At 33.0% G+C, this 26494-nt stretch carries 14 protein-coding genes; all 14 read right to left on the reverse strand.

Features of this window, described 5'->3' with window-relative positions; genetic code table 11:
* Positions 1–4: 4 nt before the first annotated feature.
* A complete protein-coding gene (locus AC3VJB_RS07885) occupies positions 5–5101 on the reverse strand; it encodes a fibronectin type III domain-containing protein (RefSeq protein WP_497667009.1) in 5097 nt (1698 codons plus the stop codon).
* 1 nt (position 5102) lies between these two features.
* Positions 5103–6467 (reverse strand): PKD domain-containing protein, encoded by a 1365-nt coding sequence (locus tag AC3VJB_RS07890; protein WP_437822905.1) that lies wholly within the window; start codon positions 6465–6467, stop codon positions 5103–5105.
* 3 nt (positions 6468–6470) lie between these two features.
* Complete coding sequence (locus AC3VJB_RS07895) at positions 6471–11732, reverse strand: T9SS type A sorting domain-containing protein (protein WP_437822907.1); 5262 nt, start codon at positions 11730–11732, stop codon at positions 6471–6473.
* A 3-nt stretch (positions 11733–11735) separates the two neighbouring features.
* On the reverse strand, positions 11736–13841 hold the full coding sequence (locus AC3VJB_RS07900) for a fibronectin type III domain-containing protein (RefSeq protein ID WP_167713441.1): 2106 nt from the start codon (positions 13839–13841) through the stop codon (positions 11736–11738).
* A 44-nt stretch (positions 13842–13885) separates the two neighbouring features.
* Complete coding sequence (locus AC3VJB_RS07905; RefSeq protein WP_497667010.1) at positions 13886–16498, reverse strand: hypothetical protein; 2613 nt, start codon at positions 16496–16498, stop codon at positions 13886–13888.
* Positions 16495–18687 carry a hypothetical protein gene (locus AC3VJB_RS07910; RefSeq protein ID WP_497667011.1) on the reverse strand — a complete coding sequence of 731 codons (2193 nt, stop codon included), beginning with the start codon at positions 18685–18687 and terminating at the stop codon, positions 16495–16497. The genes AC3VJB_RS07905 and AC3VJB_RS07910 overlap by 4 nt, the downstream gene beginning before the upstream one ends.
* Positions 18688–18986: 299 nt before the next feature.
* A complete protein-coding gene (gene moeB / locus AC3VJB_RS07915) occupies positions 18987–20036 on the reverse strand; it encodes a molybdopterin-synthase adenylyltransferase MoeB (protein WP_167713440.1) in 1050 nt (349 codons plus the stop codon).
* A gap of 48 nt (positions 20037–20084) precedes the next feature.
* The gene (locus AC3VJB_RS07920) at positions 20085–20438 is read right to left on the reverse strand and encodes a four helix bundle protein (RefSeq protein WP_167713438.1); all 354 of its coding nucleotides are present in this window, start codon (positions 20436–20438) and stop codon (positions 20085–20087) included.
* A gap of 58 nt (positions 20439–20496) precedes the next feature.
* Positions 20497–21621 (reverse strand): 2-iminoacetate synthase ThiH, encoded by a 1125-nt coding sequence (thiH, locus tag AC3VJB_RS07925; RefSeq protein ID WP_497667012.1) that lies wholly within the window; start codon positions 21619–21621, stop codon positions 20497–20499.
* Between the two features lie 106 nt (positions 21622–21727).
* Entirely contained in the window at positions 21728–22498 is a 771-nt protein-coding gene (locus AC3VJB_RS07930) for a thiazole synthase (protein ID WP_047789803.1), read from the reverse strand.
* A 10-nt stretch (positions 22499–22508) separates the two neighbouring features.
* Complete coding sequence (gene thiE, locus AC3VJB_RS07935) at positions 22509–23156, reverse strand: thiamine phosphate synthase (protein ID WP_167713434.1); 648 nt, start codon at positions 23154–23156, stop codon at positions 22509–22511.
* The gene (locus AC3VJB_RS07940) at positions 23153–23908 is read right to left on the reverse strand and encodes a hydroxymethylpyrimidine/phosphomethylpyrimidine kinase (protein WP_167713432.1); all 756 of its coding nucleotides are present in this window, start codon (positions 23906–23908) and stop codon (positions 23153–23155) included. Before AC3VJB_RS07940 ends, thiE begins: the two co-directional genes overlap by 4 nt.
* A 33-nt stretch (positions 23909–23941) precedes the next feature.
* Positions 23942–24544: a thiamine phosphate synthase gene (locus tag AC3VJB_RS07945; protein WP_073181415.1), complete on the reverse strand. Its 603-nt coding sequence runs from the start codon at positions 24542–24544 to the stop codon at positions 23942–23944.
* A 73-nt stretch (positions 24545–24617) separates the two neighbouring features.
* Positions 24618–26477 (reverse strand): phosphomethylpyrimidine synthase ThiC, encoded by a 1860-nt coding sequence (gene thiC, locus AC3VJB_RS07950; RefSeq protein WP_497667013.1) that lies wholly within the window; start codon positions 26475–26477, stop codon positions 24618–24620.
* Positions 26478–26494: the final 17 nt, after the last annotated feature.

Below are 26494 nucleotides of genomic sequence, written 5' to 3' on the forward strand. Positions count from 1 at the left end.
TTCATTATTTTTTATAGTATGTTTTAGTAGCATTATCATAATAATAACCATACTTTTTTGCTAAACCTTCTGATCCTGTAATAGCGTCTAATTCACGTTTATAAGACCCTCCCTTAACAGGATCAGGCTGATAAATTTTTGGATCAGAAACTAATCTAATATCATCACCTCGTTGAAATGCTTTTTCTAAAAAAATTTTATTATAAGTATGCCAAAATGCCTCATTACCATCATTTATTCCTTTTTTCAAAATGGATAACGATTCATCCTTAGAAGCATTTGGCAATATTTTATTACTAATTATGTCTTTAACTTGATCACTCCAAGGATCCAAACCATCAATTAAATCTAATTTTGATTGATCTCCTTTAAATAATGGACTTGAAAGTATATTATCTTTTATATGTCCATTTAATAATGAGTTGTATTGGTCTTCTGGTAAATCTAAAAATGCAATAGAATTATTTGGAGGACGTTTATTAACCACCCTACTAATTATACCATTTTCTAAACCTGTTTTTGTTTTATCTAAATATACTGATGTTCCAAATTTAGGGGGATCGAAAAATTTACCCAAAACAGTTGTTACTTTATCCGGGGTCACCAATATATCTCCTCCAAACCCATCATAATTATAGTATAATTTATTTCCTTTTATTTTAGCAAACTTAAACCCATTAGGAGCCGTAAAATGAATTATATTATCAATTACTTCAGATTGAACTCCTAAATCTAACCATTTATCCATTTGATCTACCCATTTAAGATCACTTCTTCGTGTGCTAGTCAATAATACCTCCCAAGATTTGGCTAGTTTTGGGTTTTCTTCAAATTTCTTAAGAGCAGTTGTATTGTTTTTAAAATCAGTTTCAAACTTTTTCCATTGAGCTTCTGATAGTTTTAATTTACCTTTAAGACTAGCTAACACCCCATCCCCCTCGTTAACCAATCCAAAATGTCCATCTAATTCATTTATAGAAACATCTGATTCTCCGTATTTATCTACAAGCGTTTCTCTATGCTTTATATATTCCTCTTTTGCATTGTTACGAACACTACTAAATTTAGCTCGTATTAACCCTGAACCTAGTAACCCTAATTGTAAATAAGTATTGTATTCTTGAAAGGTTTTACAAAATGCTTCGTTACCTTGGCAAAGGTCTGAATAACGTACCATAATATCGGCAAAACCACTAGTAACTTCTACTGATGCTATGGTAATTCTTCCTATTTTTTGTAAGGTAGTTAGGTGACGTAATTTTGCTACATTCCCTATTGCAGAAAGTGTTAAGGCAACATCTAATGTTAGTCCTATTTGATCAAGACTTTTTTCAAGGTTATCTTTCTTTACTGTACCAGCAAAGTAAATAGCGGGTACTTCAACCTTTGTTAGTTTTATATTGTTACCCTTTATAAATCCTAAATATACTGGTTGAAAATACTCATATTCTAATTGACCATGCTTACCATATATAGTTTCGGTTGACATGGTAAATTTTCCTTTTTGAAAAGATGTATTTGAGTAAGATACCTTAGGAAACCAAGAACTACCATCATACGAAATAAATTCTGGACTTAATTTGGTTGCATCAAAAGTATCTCCTATATCTACATAAGAATAATTGTCTTTTTTAGCATATTTACTTCCTACCCATAGCCCGTGTAACACCTCTAAAAATCGTGTAAAATTATCTTCGTTTCCTTTCCAAAACTTTTTATCATCTATTTTATTAAATAGAACTTTTAACAAAAATGAATCGTTGTCTAAATAAGATAATAGTTCGTTAGAATAAGTAGTTACATCACCATCATAATTTTCAATTAAATCTAGTACTAAATCTTCGTAATATTCAAAAGTGCTAAACTCTACAATCTTTTTTATAATACGATATTTATTTTTCGTTGAAAAATACCTAGCTCCACAACTAGCAATTCTCTTAAGAGATTTAATATCATTATCAGTAAACGTAGTTTTATTTAACAACTGGTTTAATACTTCTTGATATTCTTCTTTTACAACTTGCTCATCTTTAGGAAATAAATATTTTGTTAAATGCTCCCAAGGAGTTATTCCATTATTTATTGCATAAGAAGGTGTAGTAAATTTTAGTGTAATACCTCCAAATTCTATTTGAGAATTATTGATAAACTTAGGAGAAATTATGTTAGAAATAATCTCTTTGTTTTCTGTTTTTACACTTGCTAGTGAAATTTTATCTCCATTTATAACTCCTTTTTCAACTGAAGCTCCGTAGCTAAATTTAAATACTTCACCATCTTTTGCTTTATTTTTAAACTTACTAGGAAGAGGAATAGAATTCTTGCCATCTATATAAGCACAGCGTATTTGTTGTAACAATTTTTCAAAATATTCTGCATCTGTATATTCCCCCTCACTATCTCTATCAAAAACCCCAATACGTAATTTAGGGTTGTGTATGGTTTGCCAATGTACAAAAGGAAGTTTTGTTCCGTCTTTATAATCTAGTAACCAATTAGTAGCTTTTTGTGCATATTGATAACTCTGTGAAGAGAACGGGTGCTTTAATTGGAAAGCTCCATGTCCTAATTCGTGAGCAGCAGTTAATGCTACACAGTCTGCAGTTGAACAGTTGGTAGTATACACATACCCAAACTGCCTACCTAAAGGCATTAAACCTTTTTCGCTAGCAAAAGAAGGTGTTTTATCTGTTACAATCAAATAATAAGCATCTTGCTGGTATTGTGAGTGTTGTTTTAGCTTATTGTTTATTTGACGTTGTTGTTCGGTATATTGTGCTGCAAAACCACTTTCTCCACTTTGTATGGTTCCATCTGGAGTTAAGGCTTCTAAATCGTTTTTAAAATCGTTAATTTCAGTAATGGTAAGGTTTACCATTGCTTGTTGATATATGTTTTGTAACGATTCTTTTATTGTACGTGCACTAGTATTAGAGGTGTTTACTACTACTACTTTTACGTTTTTAGGAGTTGCTTGGTATTGTATAAATGCACCTGCAACCTCATATTTAGTTCCTTGTTTTACTAAGGCTTGTGTTTCTATTTCAGCATCGTCAAAAACACCTTTTAATTCTAAGGTATAAGAAGTAGCTGTACTATCTATTTTTGTAATAGCTACTCCGTCTTTTGTTTTAAAAACAATATCTTGAGGTTTAATTTTGCTATCTGTAATAGCTAAATTCGCTACAATAGTTTCTGTATCGTTTTTTGCAACAGCTTTATAAGGAACATAATAATTGTTACCTAATTTTTTGTATAAATCTTTCGTAGCACTATAGTTACTTTCGTAGCTATCAAACCCATATTTACTATTGGATGCTTTTTTAAAGGTTACTATTACTCCTTTGGCTGATATCGCAGTAGCTTGACCATTGGTATTAACACCATTGGTATTTTCTGGATTGCTAGCTCCCCCTTCCGCTTGTGTTCCTTGTGGAGTTACATTACCTTCTTCATCAACCGCCCAAACTTGTCCGTTACTATCAGTTATTACAATATCTTCACCTCCCGGTAGCTCTACTACTTCTCCGTTTTCTCCTATAACTAATATATCTCCATTCGGATCTATCTGGACATCTGAAACTGGAAAATCTACCTCGGTTGATTCTGAGTTTCCAGTTCCACCTTGAGTCCAGTCATTGGTATCTTCTACATCTCCCCAAGTTGGGTCGTAAGTCGTTTTTACCACACCTTCTATCAATTGATAGTCGGTATTGATACTTATAGCATCAAAGGTTACCGCTATTTTAGTGTCGCCCAAATAAGGAACTACAATGTATCCTACTCCTGTAAAGGTTCCGTTTCCTCCTTGTATCTGTTTCACAGTTACAGGGAAATCACCTGCAGTGAAGGTTTCATTGATTCCTATATTTTTTAGTGGATCGTTATTATCTATTTGTATTTCTGGAATAATTCCGCAGTTATAACTACTCCCCATTTCATCTTTAGCAGGCATGGTAAACTGACTCATATGACTGTACGAATAGTTTTGGTCAAAATCTGTCAATTCATTACAAGTTCCTCCTACTCGGAACATATACGTTTTCCCTGTACGTAAATTACTTATCTGTGCTTGTGTATTATAAGTATATATCTCAAACCATTCGGCATCAGGTATGTCTGCCCTTTTATATTGTACATGGTACTTTTTATGGTCTGGGTGTCCTTGCCAAGTAAGTTTAATACGATCTTTGGCTACTACCTCCGACAATACAAAAGTTGGTGAATAACAGGCATTGGTATAGGTAAAATAATAAATTTCACTATACCCATCGTTTTTAAAAATGGAATTTTCACTAACTCCTGTAGTAGATTTAGCTTTTACTCGCCAACCATATCTTCTATTAGGTAATAAGGTAGGTTTTCCTGTATTATATAACAGCGTTGTTGTATAGGTAGTTTCTGAATAATAATTAGGTGACGCTAAAAAAGCTGCTTGCGGATCTACTTGCGTATCCCATAATTCTCGTAATTCAAACTCATAGGATACATTGGTAGCATTGGTGTGTCTTGGCGTCCATTGAAAAATAATATTCATAGGATCTTGCGCCACAATTTGATCTCCTTTATAAGGTAAATTTAAAAACGGTGGATCGTTTAACAATAAATAAACATTGGAACAACCTGCTGTAGGATGATTTAATTGTTGATTTGTATACGCATCATACACTTCCCAACAAAAAGAATACATTCCTTCTGGTAAAGGTTTGTTATACTGTTGAGGCGAAATGCCTATTAAATTATTAGGTTGAAAATAAGCCGCTAAATCGATATTTGTAAACTGCTGTAGCACTCCCCCATTCAAAATCACTTGTGAAGCTCCCGTAACAAAATCTGTTGACTGAATATCAAAACCATTCCCTTTGATATGTAGCTTTAATCGTACTTGCTTGTTATTAGCTACCACATCGGTTAATAGCAAGTTTAAACGAAACTTAACATCGCTTGCCGTTGCATAATCACTTAATTTTGTTGAATATGGTGGAATAATGGTTTGCGTTACTTGTACTGGATAACGTTGCGCATATACTCCTACAACTAGCAATAAGCAATAAAAAAACAATGATTGTTTTAATCTATATTTTAATTTCGATACATTCATTCTAAGGCAATTTTTGAACTTTAATATCACAAAGGATGTATGAATTACTTCCGTTATCTACAAACTCCTTTATTTTTATAGCTCCTTTTCTTCCATCAACAGTTTGAAACAGTACAATTCTTGGTTTCATAGTATTATCAAAATGTAATAATCCGTTTGAAGTTTCCGTAATTGTTATAGTTTGTAAAGGAGTGTCATTCTTCATTGCATCAAATTGAGCAACACTAAAACTTACCCCACAGCTACAACTTTCTTGAGAGTTAATTAATTTAGTTTGTTGTGCATTAGGTATTGATACAAAACCATTGGAACCTGCTTCAGTTGGTGACAGAAATTTATTATAAGTAAAACCATTACTAAGTCCCAGAAAAACGAGATCTATTTTATATCCATTTTCTGTAGTAACTTCATTTGCAGTAACTATTTTTCTTAATTCTGTTGAAAAAAAGGCTCCCACATTATTGTTACTATGAGCAGAGTTGATTCCTAACTTAACATCTGTAAATGTTCTTAAATTAGTATTTGGTTTTACCTGTATAGTTTTTGTTGTTACTTTTTCTGTCTTCCCATTAGAAGCAATCAACTTGATTGTATATGTCCCTATATTTTGAAAAGTAACCTCTGGATTCTCTTCTATACTTTTACTAGGTGCTCCTCCTTCAAAAGTCCATTGATAACTTATAGCATCGGTTGTTTTATTTTGTAAGGTAATAGTTACTGGAGCTTGATAATCATCATCAAAAAAATCGACTTCCCAATCAAAGTCTATATCTATATCAGGTAAAACTGTTATGATTTCTTCTTTGGTTATTGTTTCAAAACCGTTTGACACCGCAACTTGTATACGGTGTTTTCCTGGTTCTTCAAATACTATATTTGTAGGGTTTTTATCTGTTGACTTTGCTGGTTTTCCTCCTTCAAAAGTCCATTGATAGGTTAAGTTTTCTCCAACTGTATTATTTGTTAATTTAACTTCTACCGGTGGGTAATTACTTTTAATTGTTTCTGTTGAGAACTGTATGTCTATTCCTTCTACAACTGTAATCTCTTTTGTTAAGGTCTCTTCCAAACCATCAACATTGGAGACTTTTAATGTTATTGTATATGTTCCTGCTTTCGTATATTCAATACCTCCTGGATTTTTATCTGTTGATGAAGTAACTGTGGCTCCTTCAAAAGTCCATTCGTAAGTATCTGCCCCTTCTGTTTTGTTTCGAATACTTATTTGTACAGGTACAGATTCATCATCATTAACAAAAGAAGTTTCAAAATCCGCTTTTATAAACATTGGGGTCTCTTTATAACATGCAGTCATCACAAAAATTACTGCTAGTAAAATATATGTATAGTTATAAGTTTTCTTCATTTTTTAATCTACAATCATTCTTTTTACCTGTGTTTGCTTTGCTGTTTCTAGCACTACTACATACATTCCTGAAGCTAAATTCACTGTAAACGGAATACTATATTCTTCTAATGTCTCATTGGGTATATGTTTTGTTATAAATTGCCCTTGTGCGTTAAAAATACGAAGAGAAATAGGGGTTACTTCTACTAAATCTATACTAACCTCAAAGCTTCCTTTATTTGGATTTGGAGAAATACTAAACGCCTCAATAAATGGGGTTTCTGTATCTCCTGGGTCGACTAATCCACTTTCTTCTTCAACTACTACTTTTTTGTATACTTCTTGTACACAGTCACCAACTTTTGTTAATAATCCAACTTCGTAGGTTCCTGCTTTAGAAAAGCTAAGAACTACTGTATTTTCTTTCTCTTCTACTAATTCAGCTTCCTTGGGCAACACCCATTCAAAAGATTCAGGGGCAGGGTTACTTGTGTGGAATACAACTACTTCTTCATTAATATATGCTTGGGACGATAGTAAAAACTCAGCGTTTATTTCTTGGTTCCTGTAATTAATTGTTATAGTGTCAGTAGCTACACAACCTAATGAAGATGTTGCTGTTACAGTATATATCCCTCCTTCTGTTATAGTTATTGATGCTTCTTTTGAGCCAAATCCTTTATTTGATACCCAACTGTATGTTGCATTTTTATCAGCAATACTAGCATCTAAAACATAGGTTTGATCTATACACAAGGTTTTATCACTTCCCAAGTCTATAATTAATTTTTCAGGGTTTTCTAACTTTACTTCTGTAAAAGCTTTACATCCATTAGCATCTATTAATGAAAACTTATAAGTTCCTTCTACCAAATTCAGTAAGCTTGTAGCTTTTTCTCCTGTTTCCCATTTATAAGTATAAGGTGCTTCTCCTCCTGAAATATCTAAAGAAATGGCTCCATCATTTGCACCATAACAAGTAGGATTCTTTTTATTTACTTCAATCTTTAACCCTCCTGGTTGTCCGATTGTAATATTCCCTGTTGCTTCGCACCCTCTAGCATCGGTAACAAACACCAAATAGTTTCCCGCTATTAAGTTTTCTGCCATGGTAGTGGTTGCTCCATTAGACCACTGAATGTTGTATGGTGGGATTCCTCCAGAAATAGCCACAGTTGCAGTTCCATCATTTCCTGCATCGCAAGAAATTTCAGTTGCGGATAACGATAATGTAAGTAATTCTGGCTCTTCAAAGTTAAACAATACATCAGTTGGGTTGATTAATTGTAAACTTTCATAAATACCTATTACAACACCCCTACTATCTTCTACATTTAAAGCATATTCCCCTGTCGATAAATCAGTGGCTATTGGGTTGTTTTGATTCAAATCCTCATATATTCCATTACTGTTTTTCTTTTTCCAATAATATATATACGATTGCCCTGTACTAAAAGGTAACCCTCCAGTTACGCTCGCCTTTAAAGCACCATCCGCATAAGGATTATTAAATGTATTATTCTGATTACATGAAATTGGCTTTTCAATGCTAATAGTAGCTTCTATAGGATCGTATAAAATAAACTCTTCTTCTATATGGGTACACCCTTGTTTTGTAGTAGCTGAAACATAATTTGCATCTTCAATCGTTAAGTGATATAACCCTTTGGGGATATTGTTTATTTTTATTTGAAATTTACCATTTACAATACTTGTTTCCGTTTGCCCATTCAATATTGTTCCCTTTTCATCCTGCCAATAATAAGTATAACTATCGTCAGCAAAAGAGGTTCCTCCTTCTATTTCGGCTTGTATCCAACCATCAGATGCTCCTCCTGTAGAAGGTGTAGCAAAAGAAGTATAATTTATACTTATAGGGTTTTTTGGTTGATTTATTAAAATACTTCCTGTTACTTGACAGCCTCTTGCATCTGTAACCGTAACGCTATACTCTCCTTTTGTTAGGGAATTTATTTGTGCTACTTTGTTTCCTCTTTCCCACTCGATGTTATATGGAGATATTCCTCCTTTAATAATTGCTTTTGCCCAACCATCACTACCTTCGTAACAATACACATCTTGCTTTTCAAAAGTTAATTCCAGCAATGGTGGTTCTTCAAAATTATAAATTACATCTGTTGGGGTTTCTAATACATTGTTTTTATATACACCTAAAATAATACCATTAGCATCTTCTATATTTACTGCATAATTTCCTGCGTCTAATCCACTTGCTATATTTGAGGTTTGTGTAGTCAATATTGTCCAAACCCCTGGACTTGTTTCTTTTTTCCAAGTATAGTAATAAGGTAAACCATTATTTTCATTGGGTTGTAGTTTTATCCCTCCTTCAGCTATTATTTCTAAAACACCATCAGAAAAAGGATCTCCGTAACTATTACTACTATTACATGAAATTGGTTTTCTTAATTCAATACTTGCTTTTAACGGTTCGGGGTCATCAATATAATATTCACTTTCAATTACAGTACACCCCTTTTTATCAATTGCCAAAGGGTAGTTTTTATCTTGAATTGTTAGCTTATATGTTCCCTCTCCTATACTATTTAAGGTTAATTCATAACTCCCCGTATTAGAACTTGAAGTTACCTGAGTATTTAAATTATTTCCATTCGCATCTTGCCATTTATATGTATAAGAACCATCGTTTAAAGGAGTCCCTCCTGTTATTGTAGCTTTAATCCACCCATTTGTAGCACCAGCGAATGTTGGTTCAAAAAAGTTATAATTTATATTAATAGGATTCTGAGGTTCTTCAATTGTTATTGTTTCTTGAGCTTGACATCCTTTTTCGTCGGTTACCTCAATAGTATAATTACCAGCTACTAAGTTTGATATATCTTCTGTAGTTTCTCCTGTACTCCAAGAGATGGTGTAGTTCCCCGTTCCTCCTGTTATTGTAGTGTTTATAGCTCCATCTGTCCCTTGATGACAAAATACATCTTGTTTAGTGTATGTTATTTTTAATAATTCTGGCTGTTGTAGCTCGTATTCTTTATCTGTTGGAGTCACTAATGTATTATTGTTATAACTTCCTATAATTATTCCATTAGCATCTTCAATATTAACTGCATATTCTCCTGCTCCTCTATTTTCAAGTACATTTCCTGTTTCTCCAGGTATGATTTGATAAACACCAGACGCATCTTTCTTTTTCCATGTGTATTTATACTTATACTCACCTTGTATAAGTGGGCTAAAAGGAACTCCTCCTGAAGCTATAGCTGTAAGTTCTCCATCACTAGATGGATCTCCATAAGTATTACTACTATTACAAGAAATGGAATTCGTTTCTTCTATTTTTAATTTTAATTTCGGTGGTTGCTGTAAGATATATTCAGCATTAACTATCGTACATCCTTCTTTATTTGTAGCATTATTGTAATTTGCATCTGTTATAGTTAGTCTATATTTTCCTGCAATTGCATTTTCCAACGTTAGGTACCAACCATCTGCATTTACTATATCGCTAAAAGTATTCCATGTGGTACCATTTTCATGTTTCCACGTATAATTGTACTTCCCATTAGGTAATGGAGTTCCTCCTGTGATTTCGGCACGGATTCTTCCATCTGAAAACCCAAAAGCTGTTGGTTGTTCTTCATGTACAAAATTTATTTTTACAGGTGAATTGGGTTCATTAACTATTACAGGGGCTTTTTTTTCTTCTCCTAAGCCTATAATGTTTCCTGCTCCATCTCTTACGGGCACTTTAGCGATACAATTATTAGCATCTTTTATTTGAACAATATAATCTCCAGCTGATTTTCCTGTGATAACTTCTGTAGCTTCTCGTTTTACGTTTGGAAAGGTTCCTGTATAAGTTGCTAAGTTTTTAAATTCAATCCAATCACTATCTAAAACAGGACTTGTATCTCCTTCCTCTCGTAATAAATATTTATACTTTTTTCTGTCTTGCCCGCCACTAACTTTAATAGTAATGGCACCGTCACTACCTCCATGACACCATGCTTCAGTTGCAGTGACTGAGAACTCTATGGGATTGGGTTCATCTATGGCAAAATCTTTTTCATGTGTATTTCCTCCTGTATAAGTGGAAGCTCCATTAATATATCCTGTCAACTCTACACGAAAATTACCACTGGGTAGCCCTTTCCCTATTTTAGAACTAAACGTAAACGAATTATCAGTCTCTAAATCCCCTTCGCCTATGTTGGAATATGAATCAACATTTTCATAAATAGGGTTACCATCTTTATCTACATCTATTTGGTTATTTAAATCTACAATATTAATACTTAGAAGCTCATTAGGTAATATAGCTCTGTCAAAATTTATTTTTACACTACCATCTTCCTCTTCATAACAACTGATATCCATAGGTTCTACTGACATTATATGAGGTGCCCCCTTTAAATATGTAAATTGGATAACATTTGAGGTGTTATTATCATATGTATCAATCAATTCTTGTGTATAATATTTGTCATAGAATTTAGTTGCATTTTTATTTAATTGATTATAACATTTTTTCCATAGAATAAAATTTCTAGAACATCTATAGAAGATATTAGCAGCTTCAGAGTAAGCATCTCTAGCTGCTATATGACTTGCTAGCTGTGCTCCTATATCACACTTTGTTTCTGCCCAAACTGATATCGTTTTTCCAAAATCTGAATTTGTTAAAAAGTCTTCTCCTTTTAAGTTTAAAATATTTGTATTATTAAATGAGCTAGGAATCGACTTAGTAGCTCCATTCCCTACTTTATACTTCCAATTGTAATGCTCATTATTCAATGTGTTTGGCAAGTCAATTGTTAAAAAACTTGTTTCATCTAAATACAATGGAGTTCCTTTTTCTTCAATAACCGTTATTGGTCTTGAATTTATTGAAACTCTTTTAAGTTGATGCCCTAAATCATTTGCAAAACCATTAAAACAAGTATTATTTATAGAGATGGATGTGTTTATATCTCTTGGGCCACCATTACAACCAAAAGTTGTTTTCCATCTATTTATTTCATGAAAAAGCACTTCTGTTATAACATTACTTTTACTGTATTCTACTACATGGGTAAAAGAATCTCTATATCTTCTTCCACTCCATACAGTCTGTATTCTTCCATCCTTATACTTTACTTTAATACTTCGTAATCCAAAAATATCTCCACATGCTTTACGATCTATCAGTGCATATCCACTAATTGTTAACTCGTATTTAGCTTCTCCTCCAAGATTTATTTGAGAAAATATTCTACTGGTAGTTAGTATCAATAAAAAAAGAACTATAATCTTTTTCATTTTCTAAAATTTTATTTCAATAGTTTTTACTTTAGCATAGCCTCCTTTTTTTAGTGTAGCACGTATATGATATATATATATTTCGTTAGGGCTTACTTCTTTATCTATAACTGTTCTTATGTTAGCTGGTAAAATACGCCAAGTACTTGGTTGTTTTTCTTTCAGTTGCTTGTAAATAGTATACTCAGCTATTTCATCTTTATTCGCTCTCCAAAAAAGTTCTATATGATTTGTTTCTCTATTCACCACATAATCCAATCCCTTTATATATTCTTTTGGAGCTAAGTTGACCATCTCAATAGTTAAGGGAGTTGAAGGAAGCGAAGTCAATCCACTTTTATCAATCGCTTTGATATGATATCGATACCTATTATTTGTTTCTAATTGAGTATCTATATATTGATGTATTGTATCATAAGTACTAAATACAGTTTCTAACTCCTTCTTTTCGGTAAGATTCTCTCGTAACAAAATATGTGTTGCATTTTCTTCTGAAGAAGGTATCCATTCTATTATGATTTTTCCTTCTTTTATTTTATATCCTGAAAAAACAGGAGCAGTTGGAGGAATTACATCTGGTTTTTCTAATACCAACACTTCTGATTTTTCGGAATGATTGTGACGCTTATCAACAGCTACTATACTATAAAATACCTCAGCATTTAAATTTTTTACTGTTACGGTATCTATAAAACTATTTTGGCTTATAGGTGATACTGTTATTTGTGAAGGTTCTTCATCTTTTAAAAAACCTCTAAAAACTCGATATCCTAAAAAATCAGGTTCTATATTTTGTTTCCAAGTGATATGAACTACACCTAAACTATCTATTTCCCCCTTTAATTCTGTAGGTATAGCCGGAGGAATCCTATCTAAAGGTTGTATCAATTTTGAAAACGATGTTTTTTCTTGTTTTGGGTCTTTTCCTATAGCCTTAATTTTAACATAATTTGATGCTTGTAATTTGGAATACGTAAGCTTACGTTGTTGCGGAGAAATGTTATCTACAGCCACAACATATGGGCCTTTATCAACTGGAGCTATGAGTAGTTGAAATTTTTCTAACAGTGTTTCTCCCTTTTTAGGAAACTCCCAAGTAATTATTGCTTCATTGGTGTTTTTGGTAAGTTCTACATCGTAAACTCTTGGTGTATAAGGTAAAATAGGTTTTCCTACTCCTGAAATTATTGTAGAATACAACCCTTTTTCTCCAAATGGAGAGATTCCGTTAACTCTATAATAATACGTCTTCGTATTGTTCGCTAAGGAATCAATATAAAACATACGTTTAGCTGGGGCTTCAGGTTTATCGTTCAAATTGACCAAAGGCTCTTTGCTTAACGATGTAAAGTTTATACCATCCTCTGAACGTTCTAAATTATAAGAAGTATATATTGTTTTAAACAATTGATACTCCCATGTTAGAATTACATTTTTATCTCCAAAAATCCCTTGAAAATCTATCGGAGCCGGTAATGGCTCGTATTCTTTAATACTAGCTATGGTAGCAGTTCCTTTTATTTTAACAGTTTCTGAAGTATTCTCTATAATTGTAGGTTTAATTTTATACACATACTTTTCATGGAGTTTTACATCTGTATCTTCAAAACCCCATCCTGCTTTTTTTGCTGCTTCAAAACTCATATCAGCCGCTAATAAAGAGAATGAAAAACGTTGTTCATTCTCATTCACTAGATTATAAATATCTGCTAGTTGCCCTTCGCTTCCTCCTTCTATAAAAAAACTTTCACCAAATAATGCTTGTGCAATAATAGCTGCATTGTTATCTTTCTCTACAATTTCTTGCCAAGTTTCAATAGGGTCTGCTTGTATCTTTTTTGCCCATACTTTTTCTAAACTTGGTAATCGTTTTCCATCACGAGAAAGCACGTATTTTTCTAATGTAAAACCACTTTTGTTTGTCTTTTTCCAAGCATTTGCTGTAGTTGCAGCCCAACGTAATAAAATTTTATCTTCTTGTACCCTAGCAAGTATTTGTATATTTGGGTCATTTATAATTTCATTTCTTTGAGCTAAAGAACTCATAGGAAGCAAAAAACTCATAGCTACGAAAAACAATATCTTACAGACAATAAACTGTTTTTTCATGTTCTTTTATCTTTTTTTAAACCTCTAATTAATATTTTAAATTACTACCTAAACTTATTAGGGTTTTTAAATTTATATATAACGCTGGTTCCTTTTATTCCACTTGGTAACGTGTAAAACAATTCAGTTTTATAATCCCCATACCTCATAAATAAGTAATTCTTATCTAAAAACTCCAATACTGGATTCCCATCATCGATAATTCCATCACTATAATCATTTACTATTTGTGATTGTATATCTATCCAATCTTGTTTGTATACATACCCTAAATTATACCTGAAAGGGAATGTCGTTTCTAACATATTTTTATTTACTTCGTACTCTGCGTTACTTATATAAGTATTTAACAATGGAAGTGCATATTTTGGAGGTGCTCCCAACTCATTTTCGTCACGTCTTTTTACTCGGTAACCTCCTAATGGATATTTTGCATACAATGGTGGATTTATATCTTTTTCAAAATAATCGTCTTGTAAAGTTGCTTCTATATTTACTAAAGGAACATTATCTGTGTAGCTTGTTCCTAACAGTTCTACTATATCAAACGGCTCATGATTCTCTATTCTATTGCTTAAATAAATAACATCTGAATAAATTTTACCCCAATTATAATTGGTTGTTTTTATTGAGTTTATTTTATTTCTAAAGGTTTTATATTTTGAAGTACTAAAATCGTAAGCTAACCTTTCTATTTCTCCATCTTTAGAAATATTCTCCGCTTTATTTTGCTGTACCTTCACAGAGTTATCTTCACTATCATTTCCTAAATCCACATTTTGATAAGTACTGTTATCATTACTTACATTATTCTTTGTTTTTGGTTTACTTACAATACTTAAATGATAATTAGATGATTGCACTACATTAGGTAAATCATACACAAGTACATTATCTGATGTATTGTAATTAAACTCATATTTAGAAGGTAGCTCGCCTTCTTTTTCATAAATTAAATAACTATTCCATTGTGCATCATCGAATAGGTAATCTTGCCCTCTTTTTAGTTGAATATATCCCTTATCATATTCTTTCTCTAAAAAATATTTTTGATCTAAAACAGGGTATGCATAGGTTATATTATGTAATGGAATTACTGTTGGTGCTCCTCCTGTTACAAAAGTTCTTTCTTCTTTTTCAATAGCTTTTTTTCCATCTATCATTATTGTTTTAAAGACTCCTTTTACTTTTTCTTTAAAACTTACTTCTACCTCAACGGTTAATTCTTCATTCGGCGGTAAAATATCAGTAGAAATAAAGTTGGCTCTATCTTTATAATTAGACCACTCAATATTTCCTTCTATTTCTTTCCCTTTATGTAGTATTCTATATTTTTCAAGAATAATCTTGTATGTTTTATCTCCTTCATCTTCCGGTATTATAATAGGTTCTCCTACTTTCATACTAAAAGTAGCCTGAGGTATAGCAAATACATCTACATCTTTACCTCCATCATCTGGAGTAACGTCTGTTATTATTTTCAGTCCTCCAAGTGGTGATGCATCTTCAAATACACATTCTTCTCCTAATGTTAATTTAAACCTAAATCTCCCTTTAATCAATCCTCCTAAAACGTTAAAATGCCCTCCAACATAACCTCTCATCCATACAGGGTTTGGAGCTTTTGCTTGCAACAATACTGCTGCGCCAGCTTTTATAATCGGTATTTTTTTACTTATAAAAAATAATTTAACATGAATCCCTAACTCCCCTTGTAAGTACACATACGCCTGTCCGTTAGCATACCATCCATTAATTCCTACTTGATCTCCTGTATTTGAACATTTTGCCTCCCCATAATCTTTCAACATAATATCAAAACCAGCCCCTGCTTGAAAACGAGCATAAAAAATTAAAAAACGTAAGTCTCCTGTATCGATAGAGATATCTGCTCCAAAAGCAAATCCTCCCCCATTACTTAAACTATTTTCATCTCGCATATAATCAAGTTCATTGACATCAACTCCTAAAATTTCAGCAACTATAGGTGGAGGTGGTGGTGACCCCGGTAGTTTAGATCCTACCATAAAATACCCTCCTGATTCTACACTTACAGGACCAACACCTATACGCAACCCTAAACGATCTTCTGGTGTACCTATATATATATACCAATCTTCTGGTGAAAAGTGCAACACCGCCCAACCTGCTCTACCTCCTGTTCCTCTACCTTCAACAAAACCACCAGCTACATTTACATAAGCATCTAACTCACCGTGAAGCACATCATTTTGAAAGTCATAGGTAATTCCAACTTTGGCACTAATAGCCATCTTACCTGTTGGTGTTTGTGGAAAATCTCCAGAAGCTTTATTTAAGAGGTTTCTTCCTGTCCAAGAATTATCTATATTCTCTTTAGTTACCCCTAAAAATTTTTCTTTGGCTACAGTATTTTCCTTCAGTTTTGACATTAACTCACTTACTTTTCCCATTCCTGGAATTTCCACCCCCATAAGTGTTGCTTGCCCATAAAAGCCTAAAAAGTCAACACCTCCTTTACTGTTAAAAACTATTTCGAATCCCGCTCCTCCTTTTACTAATTCTTTCTTAACAGCATTAAACATTACCATAGCTTTAACTCCTAACCCAACCTTACTATCTGGAACATAGCCTATACCTGAAGGTGAAAAAGAAGATGAAAAATCTGTACGCTTCATTCGATAAGAAGCCCCCCCGAAAAACCTTCTAAATTCAATATTCCTGACCCTGTTCCTGGAGGTAAATTATCCACCATAGCTTCAAATTGCCAATACCTAAAAGTAGTTTTCCCGAAAACCCCTTTAGCTTCTACCTTAATTCCATTTCCTGACTTAAACTCAGCCTTCAAATTAGCTGCAAAACCGTTACCATACTCTGGATCGTCATTCATTAATGTTAAGTTTCCCTCCATAGAAAAACCTCCTAAGTCAGCTTTTAAGGCTATAGCATTAAGCTCTATTTCCTGAAACTTCCACTTTTGCCTGTAGTTTTCTTCCTCATAAGCTCCTATAATACCTAAACTAGTTTTTGCCGCAAAACCATTATTTTCTCCCATTAGGTTAATCCCTAAGTCAAAATATAAATTTGCATTCGTTTTATTTGCTGTAATCCCTATATTTTCTATAGAAACTGGAAATCCAGCTAGAGCTACCTTATCACGATACCCCATATAATCAACCGAAAAAACTGGACTTTCAGTCTGTAAAACTAAGTTTTGAAAAACAATTCCTTTAAATTCAACTAATTTCTTTTTACCTGAATTATCTACTAGCGAATCTCCTTCGTTTTCTAAACTTTTTACTTGATTTGCACTAATTGCCAAACGACCATGTAACGTTGCTTTAGGTTTGAATTTACCTTCCTTAACTTTTAATTCAATAGCACTATTAGGCAATAGTTCTCCTTTAGCTTTCCATATATTAAAATCAATAATAGAATCATTACGTACATTCAACAAATATTCTTCTTCTGAGATAATACCTGTATATCTTAAACCTAGTTTTTCATTTTTCTTTTCAGATTTTGAAATAGGTAACTGAATACGTCCATCAAAAGATGCCCCAATTAATTTATTTGCTGCTAATGACACTTCTATTTTATCTAAAGAATATGCCCAAGCTTTTTCTTTATTGGTTCTCCCTTCATTTAATGGAAAAATGTTTTCTGCATAAAAAGAACCTGAAACTCCATGACCGTCAATTAATAAGTTATGAGCTCCGAAAGCTATTCTCTTACCTCCTTTAGAAATAGTTTTTGAAGTTTTAAACTCTTTAGGTAGTTTTACATCTAACGTGTTTACATAAACTCCTCTCCAAATATTTTGATTTGGTAGTAATAATCCGTTTTTATGATAATGTTCGGGGAATTTAACACTAGGAGAGTTTCGTAGGTCACTAAAATCTAGAACAGCTTCATTTAAATAGAATTGAAAATTACCATCATAATCTTTTTTATTTCTCTTTTTAGCTAAAACAAAAGGTTGTAGACTTATTCCGACCAATAAATCGTTCCAATCTGAAGCAATAGCTTTAAAAGCTCCTTTTACACGATAAGGTACTTGGAGCGTTTGCGTTCCGTTTTCTGTTTCTACTTTATAAGGAACTTTTGTTTTTCCTTCATTTACTTCTCCATTTTCTTCTAAAGGTACAATCAATTCTCTTGAAAACTCAACTTCTCCTTCTATCCCTAACTCTTTAACACCATCACAATTAATGGTTACATATGTTTTATTTTGCGTTACACCTGTTCTATAATCAAACCCTCCTTTTAAAGTTAACATCCATTTGCCTCCATTAAAAGGTATATGCATATCTCCTAACAATACTAAGTTAGCATCTCCGATAATACCTCCATCATGCGATAACTTAACATTATTAGCTCCAAAAAACAGCTCTACAGGATAACCGTTTTCATTAGTTTGCGGCAAACGTACCCTTGCAAAAACAGTTAACTCTGTATAGTCTTTGTAAATGTTAGCTTGTGTTATCCCTATGGCATATTGAATATTCTCTCTAGTATGCTTAACACCAACTGGAAGTTCTTTTATATCTTCATTTGAAAAATTGTCTACCCAAGACTCATGCTTTTCAATTTGTTCAAATGAAGCTAGCGCTTTATCTCTATCATTAACTACAAGCGAAGAAGCTGGATACCATTTTTTAATATTGGGCCAAGAAAATTCTTTTGCCTTTGGTGAAGTCTCTATTTCATAAGTTTCTTTTAATAAAGAATTAGAAAAAGAGTTTATTGGCTTAACTTTTAAGCTATCTTTTATTGTTTCTTTAACAGCATTATAGCCTTCTGATGCAATCGTTATCTGAACAGTAAACAACCACAAAAGAAAGAAAATAGCAATTTTCTTTAACATAGTTTTTTATATAGTAGACTTAATCTTTTATTCCCCTTTAATAGTCTGCAAATTAAGTGAAAAATGTAATCACAACAAAGCTTTTTTACCTTATAATACTTTTTTATATAAAAACCACTTAAAATACTGTTAATTTTTATTAACAAATTAAATTTATGTATAAAGAATTTTAAGTCTTAAAAAAAGAATTCTCTATACTATAATAAACTTTGCTTGACAAGCAAAAACATTTATACAATAGCAATACAAATCCTTCTAAAAAAAGCCCGCTAATTGTGATAAACTATGCACACTAAAATTTATACTCCTCCCTTTAAGTTTATAAAAGTAACGGTGTCAAATTGCTGTTCTAAAAAATCAATTGCACGTTGGCTACGTACTCCTGATTTACAGTACACTATTACAGGTTTTTCGGTATTTATTTCATCATATCGTTGAGCAAGCTCTCCTAAAGGGATATGTTGTCCTCCAATATGGTGGTGCTCTCGTTCCCAATCTTCACGAACATCTAATAAATTATAGAATGTTAGATTATTTTGTAACTCCTCTAAAGTTATTTCGTGGGTCGCTGTTTTAATTCCACAAAAGAATTCATAATCGTTATCTAACTCTGTTACCTCAGCTTTATCAGTTCTTTCAAACTTTAATATCATTTGACGCATGCTTAATGTATCATACATCAATAATTTATTAGCTAACACCTCCCCTATTCCACAAATAATCTTAATAACTTCATTTGCTTGTAAACTTCCTATAACTCCAGGTAACACACCTATTACACCAATTTCTGAACAATTGGGTGATTCTTCTGGTTTGGGTGGTGTTGGATATAAACATCGGTAAGTAGCACTTCCTTGATAATTAAACACACTTACTTGTCCTTCAAACTTAAAAATAGCCCCATACACCAATGGCTTTTGTGTTAATACCGCTGCATCGTTGGTTAAATAGCGTGTTTCAAAATTATCGCTACCATCTACAATTACATCATATTTCTCAAATAATGAAATAGCATTCTGATTTGTTAATTTTTCTTTATACACATGAAATTGAACAAAAGGGTTCAATTTAGATAAACGATTTGCTGCTGTTTCCGCTTTAGACTTTCCTATATCATCTATCGTATATAAAACTTGACGCTGTAAATTACTTTGATCTACTATATCATCATCAATAATTCCAATCGTCCCAATACCTGCTGCCGTTAAATATTGTAATACAGGACATCCTAATCCACCAGCCCCTATAACTAATATCTTGGCTTGTTTTAGTTTTAATTGTCCTTCTTCCCCTATTTTATCGAGAATTAAATGACGGTTGTATTGTTTTTGTTCTTCTTTTGTTAGCATTTGGTTATTAGCTATTCGCTTTTGGCTATTAGTATTTATTTTACAACTTTATTTTCTTAACCTTGAGTATAATACATTTAACATTTTTCTTATTGAAATTATTTCTCTATTTAAATTTTCATTGTCTTCGTACGACAAATAATTCAATTCACTTGCAAATTCTAGAAGGTACTCAACCTCAGCTGATGAACCTGATGCTATATTAACAAAATAAGCAAATTCTTTTTCTGTATTTCTACTAACTCCTTCAACAATATTCGTTGGAACTGATAATGAAGCTCTTCTTAATTGTGAGGTTATTCCATATATTTCTTCTTTAGGAAAGCCTTTAGTTAACTCGTACACTTTTAATGCTAGCTCATGTGATTTTTTCCACACTTCAAACTTTCGATAATTTCTCATAGCTTTTTTATTTGTTTTTCAATCTTAATCATTACCTCAAAAAACCAAGTGCTAACAGCTAAAAGCCAATCTTTCCAAACTGCTCCCAATCTTTCCAAACCACTTCTAACCCTTGACCTTTTAGCATCTGTACAATTTCTTCTGTACTTCGTTCGTCTGAAATTTCAAATTGCTCTAACGATTGTGGTTCAACACTATATCCTCCAGGATTTGTCTTTGACTCTGCACTTATTGAGGTTGCCCCTAAATTAACAATATTATTCCTAAAAACTTCACTTTCTCGGGTAGACATTGACAGTTCTACATCTTCATCTAATAATCTAAACGCACAGATTAATTGTACCAAATCTGCATCCGTCATTTCTACTTTGGGTTCTAATCCTCCTGAATGTGGTCTCAAGCGTGGAAATGAAATAGAATACTTCGTTTTCCAGTAGGTTTTTTGTAAATATTTTAAGTGTAATGCTGTAAAAAAGCTATCAGCTCGCCAATCTTCCAGTCCAAATAAAGCTCCTAATCCTATTTTATGAACACCTGCTTTCCCCAATCTATCAGGGGTTTCTAAACGATACTCAAAGTTTGATTTTTTCCCTTTCGGATGATGTTTTTTATACTCTTGTTTATGATAGGTTTCTTGATATACCAATACGGCATACAACCCATTCTCAATTAACAATTCATATTCATCTTGATCTAAAGGTTGAACTTCAATAGTAATATTTGAAAATTGTGAACGAATGAGCTGAATCGCGTTTTTGATATAATCAACTCCCACTGTTCTGTTAGCTTCCCCAGTAACTAACAAAATATGATCGTAGCCTTTTTTCTTTAAAAAAGCAACTTCTTTTAATATTTCATCGTCGGTTAATGTTCTTCTCGGAATTTTGTTTGTAAAACTGAATCCGCAATACGTACATATATTCTGACACTCGTTACTCAAATACATTGGAGCATACATTTGAATGGTATTTCCAAATCGCTTTTTAGTAAGCATGCGACTCCTTTGCGCCATTTGCTCTAAAAATGGTTTTGCTGCAGGAGAAATGAGCGCTTTAAAATCTTCCAAATCGAGTTTATCCTTAGATAAAACACTTTCAACATCAACGGATGTTTTATTGAAAATGCTTTGTAAAGTTTCATCCCAATTGTATTGATTAAATATGGTTGTAAATGTTTTACACATCTTTTAATTTTTATTCGTCATCGTAAGCGAAGCGAAGAAATCTTTATTTTTTTAGGTTCTCAGCAAACAGATTACTTCGTCCTTTTCTCCTCGTAATGACGTTATACTAACTTAAAAAACTCGTTAATGGGCTACTTGCTTCTGCTTGTTTTCTTACGGGAGCTAATTTTGCTTCATATGCCATTCTTCCTGCTTCAACTGCCATCTTAAAAGCTTGTGCCATCGCTACCGGATTTTGTGATACCGCAATAGCTGTGTTTACTAAAACAGCATCAGCTCCTAATTCCATAGCATATGCCGCATGCGAGGGTGCTCCAATACCAGCATCTACAACTACTGGAACATTAGATTGTTCTATAATGATTTCTAAAAACTCCAACGTCTTCAATCCTTTATTACTTCCAATGGGCGCTCCTAAAGGCATTACACATTGTGTTCCTACTTCTTCTAATCGCTTACATAAAACCGGATCTGCATGAATGTAAGGCATCACTACAAAACCTTTTTTCACCAATTCTTCCGCAGCTTTTAAGGTTTCGATAGGATCAGGTAATAAATATCTTGGGTCTGGATGTATTTCTAATTTTACCCAATTCGTTTCCAAAGCTTCTCTAGACAATTCAGCTGCAAACACTGCTTCTTTTGCTGTACGAACTCCCGAAGTGTTTGGTAATAAATTGATTCTTGAGTGGCTTAAATGTGATAAGATATCATCATCTTCATTTTGAACATCTACTCTTTTTAAAGCAACTGTTATCAATTCACTTTCTGATGCTAGCAAAGCCTCTTTCATTAATTGTGAGGAACTGAATTTTCCTGTTCCTGTAAATAATCGTGAGGTAAATGTTTTATCGGCTATTGTTAAGTTGGTATTCATTATTGCTAATTTATTGCGCTCCTATTTTGTACACTTGTTCATTGGTACTTGGAGCTTTTAAAATTTTATGAAATGTAGGAATCGAGTTGAAATTTTGTGTAATTGCTCCTGAAACAGCGACTCCATATACTCCTGTGTTTATAACTTCAGATACGTCTTCTATAGTAATTCCTCCAATGGCTATTATTGGAGTGGTTGTTTTCAACTCTTCTAAAAGCATCTGGTAGCCAGTAGTCCCTAAAACTGGACTCAAATTCTTTTTAGTTTCAGTAAACTGATAAGGACCTAAACCAATATAATCTACTTTTTTCTCTAGTAGCATTTTACAATCTTCTAAAGTATTTGCTGTTCCTCCTACGATATATAAATCACCTAAATACTCTTTTGCTTTTAACGGACACGTATCTGTTTTTCCTAAATGAACTCCATCTGCTTTGATTTCTTTAGCTACTTTGTAATAATCGTTTATGATTAAACGAGTTTGAAAATGACTCGTAATTTCTCTCGCTTTTTGAGCTGTTTTTAAAATAGTTTTCGGATCCAGATTCTTTAATCGGAGTTGTACCCACTCTGCTCCAGAAGCACAAGCTCTTTGAACATTTTCTAAGTGTTCTTCTGGAGTTTTCCCTTGAGTTATATAGTGTAATTTACTTATCATGTATAGTTGTGCTCTCCTAAGAGCGTTTTATTAGAGTTTAAAAATTGTTCTGTATACCATTTGGCATTTGTACATGCATCTTCTAAAGAAAGTTGTTTGGCTATGTTTGAAGCTAAAGCTGAAGACAACACACAACCGCTTCCATGCTTTTCAAAAACGGATGTAGCTTTCGGTGGAATATTCAATTGTACTATCTTACTGTGATATACTTCATCCCATCCTTTTTTATCTTCTCTATGTCCTCCTTTTAAATAGATATTGGTCTTTTCTGAAATGAATTCAATGGTTTCTTCAATCGATTTATTAGAAAACAAAACTTTGATTTCATCATAATTTGGAGTGATAAAATCACAATGTTGCAATACTTCTTCAAACACCTTTATATTCTCTTCGGAATGAAAATCAAATCCAGCACTGGCTTTTAAAATAGGATCCAATACTATTTTTATGGATGAATTGTATTTTTTTAGTGTTTGAACAACCTCCAATAATACATTCCAAGATTGGATGATTCCTATTTTTGCTACTGATATTTCAAAGCGTTCAAATAAAGTTTCTACTTGATTGATGATGGTTTCTTTATCAACCCAAACACAGTCTTTAAAATCGATGTCATTTTGAACTGTAACTGCTGTACATACCGATAATCCATATAACCCATGTGCTTCAAAAGTTTTAATATCCGAAGTCAATCCTGCTCCACTTGACGGATCAAATCCTGCAATCGTTAGTATGTAAGCTTGTTGTTTCATTTTTTATTAATATGCTTTCTTTTGATAAAAAGATTACTTCTTCATATACTTCTCGTAATGACGCTTGATATTTTTAAAGCTTTCAACTGGGGTTTCTGTATTCCAAACTCCTCCTAACACACCTATTCCTTGAAAACCTAACTCTAAGGTTTTTTGAATGGTATCAGTATTAATTCCGCCCATACCTATAATGGTTTTATCAATATGATTTACATCAAAACCTCTTCCTTCGTATCCTTTCTTTGAAATAGAAGAGAAAACAGGACTTAATAAATGGTAATCAAATTCGATGTCGCAATTCGCTAGAACTGAAGGTTCATGAAAAGAGCTACTCATCGTTTTTCCTATCATGTTTAATCCTATAAAATATTCGCTTCCATTCTCTAAAGCATCAATTCTTTTTTGCTCTTGAAAATGAATTCCTTTTAGGTTGAATTCATTAATGAGTTTATGAAAATAATGAGTAACTATTCTATCATGATACTTTTCATCTATCTTATTCAAATAAGCTACATGCTCCTCGTAATTCTTATCAGGTTTTCTGAAATGATAATATTCCAATCCTTCTTTAAATAATTGTTGAAGGATTTCAATCTCATTTGGAATATCTTTTTCTGGAGCTATTAAAACAATCATATAGTGAATTTTAAATTATGAATTACGAATTTAGAAATTGTCAACTCGTAATTCATAATTCTAAGTTTAGGTTTTATAGATAAACTTCTGAACCTTTGTCTTTAAACTCTTTAGATTTTTCCTCCATTCCTTTTGCAAATACTTCGTCTCCTTCCACTTTATTTTCTGCTGCAAAGTCACGTACTTCCTGCGATATTTTCATAGAACAGAATTTTGGCCCACACATAGAGCAAAAATGTGCAATTTTAGCTCCTTCTGCTGGTAAGGTCTCATCGTGATATTCTCTAGCTAATTCTGGGTCCAATCCTAAATTGAATTGATCTTCCCAACGGAACTCGAAACGTGCTTTACTCAAAGCATCGTCTCTGTGTTGTGCACCTGGATGTCCTTTTGCTAAATCAGCTGCATGGGCTGCTAATTTATAGGTAACCACCCCTGTACGAACATCTTCTTTATTTGGTAACCCTAAATGTTCTTTTGGAGTTACATAACACAACATGGCACAACCATACCAACCAATCATCGCTGCTCCGATTCCTGAAGTTATATGATCGTATCCTGGAGCAATATCCGTAGTTAAAGGTCCTAAAGTATAAAACGGAGCTTCATCACAAGCTTCCAATTGCTTATCCATGTTCGCTTTAATCATGTGCATTGGTACATGACCCGGTCCTTCAATGAAACATTGTACTTCATGCTTACGTGCTATTTTAGTCAACTCTCCTAAAGTTTCTAATTCTGCAAACTGTGCTTCGTCATTCGCGTCGGCAATACAACCAGGACGTAAACCATCTCCTAAGGAAAAGGCAACATCATAAGCTTTCATGATTTCACAAATCTCTTCAAAATGTGTGTATAAAAAGCTCTCTTTATGATGGGCTAAACACCATTTTGCCATGATAGAACCTCCTCTAGATACAATCCCTGTAATACGTTTTGCCGTCATTGGTACATAACGTAAACGAACACCAGCGTGAATCGTAAAGTAATCTACTCCTTGCTCAGCTTGTTCAATTAGAGTGTCTTTAAAAATCTCCCAGGTTAAGTCTTCAGCAATTCCATTTACTTTTTCTAAAGCTTGATAAATAGGTACGGTTCCTACAGGTACAGGTGAATTACGAATAATCCATTCACGAGTTTCATGGATGTTTTTACCTGTAGATAAATCCATAATATTATCAGCACCCCAACGACATGCCCAAACTGCTTTTTCTACTTCTTCTTCTATGGAAGAAGTGGTAGCTGAATTTCCAATATTCGCATTGATTTTCACCAAGAAATTACGACCTAAAATCATAGGTTCTGCTTCTGGATGGTTGATGTTTGAAGGAATAACTGCGCGCCCTCTTGCTACTTCCTCTCGAACAAATTCAGGAGTAATTTTTGTAGGAATACTTGCTCCGAAATCTTCCCCTGGATGTTGTTTAGACAAACGTGTCATTTCATCTATTCGCTGGTTTTCACGAATGGCAATATATTCCATCTCGGGGGTAATAATTCCTTTTTTTGCATAATGTAACTGAGTTACATTTTGTCCTTTTTTAGCTCTCTTAGGTTTATGCTTTAAGTTAAATCGTAAATGGTCTAAACTTTTATCATTTAAACGTTCGTTACAATAATTCGAAGTAAATTCATTTAATTCTTCTACATCTCCTCTCTCTATAATCCATTCTTCTCGAATACGTTCTAATCCATTATGAATATTAATCTCTTTATTGGGGTCTGTATAAGGACCTGAAGTATCGTATACTGTAACTGGCTCATTAGGTGTTCTTTTTTTAGTCATCGAATCCACAGTATCACTCAATTCAATTTCGCGCATTGCTACTTTTATCTGTGGATGAATTTTTCCTTGAACATATATTTTTTTGGAGTTCGGAAATGGTTGTCTTGTTACACCATCTTGTTTTGGAGCTGTATCTTTTTTCTTCATTTTAAGGTTGTTTGTTT

Source organism: Tenacibaculum sp. TB-53 (assembly GCF_059716285.2).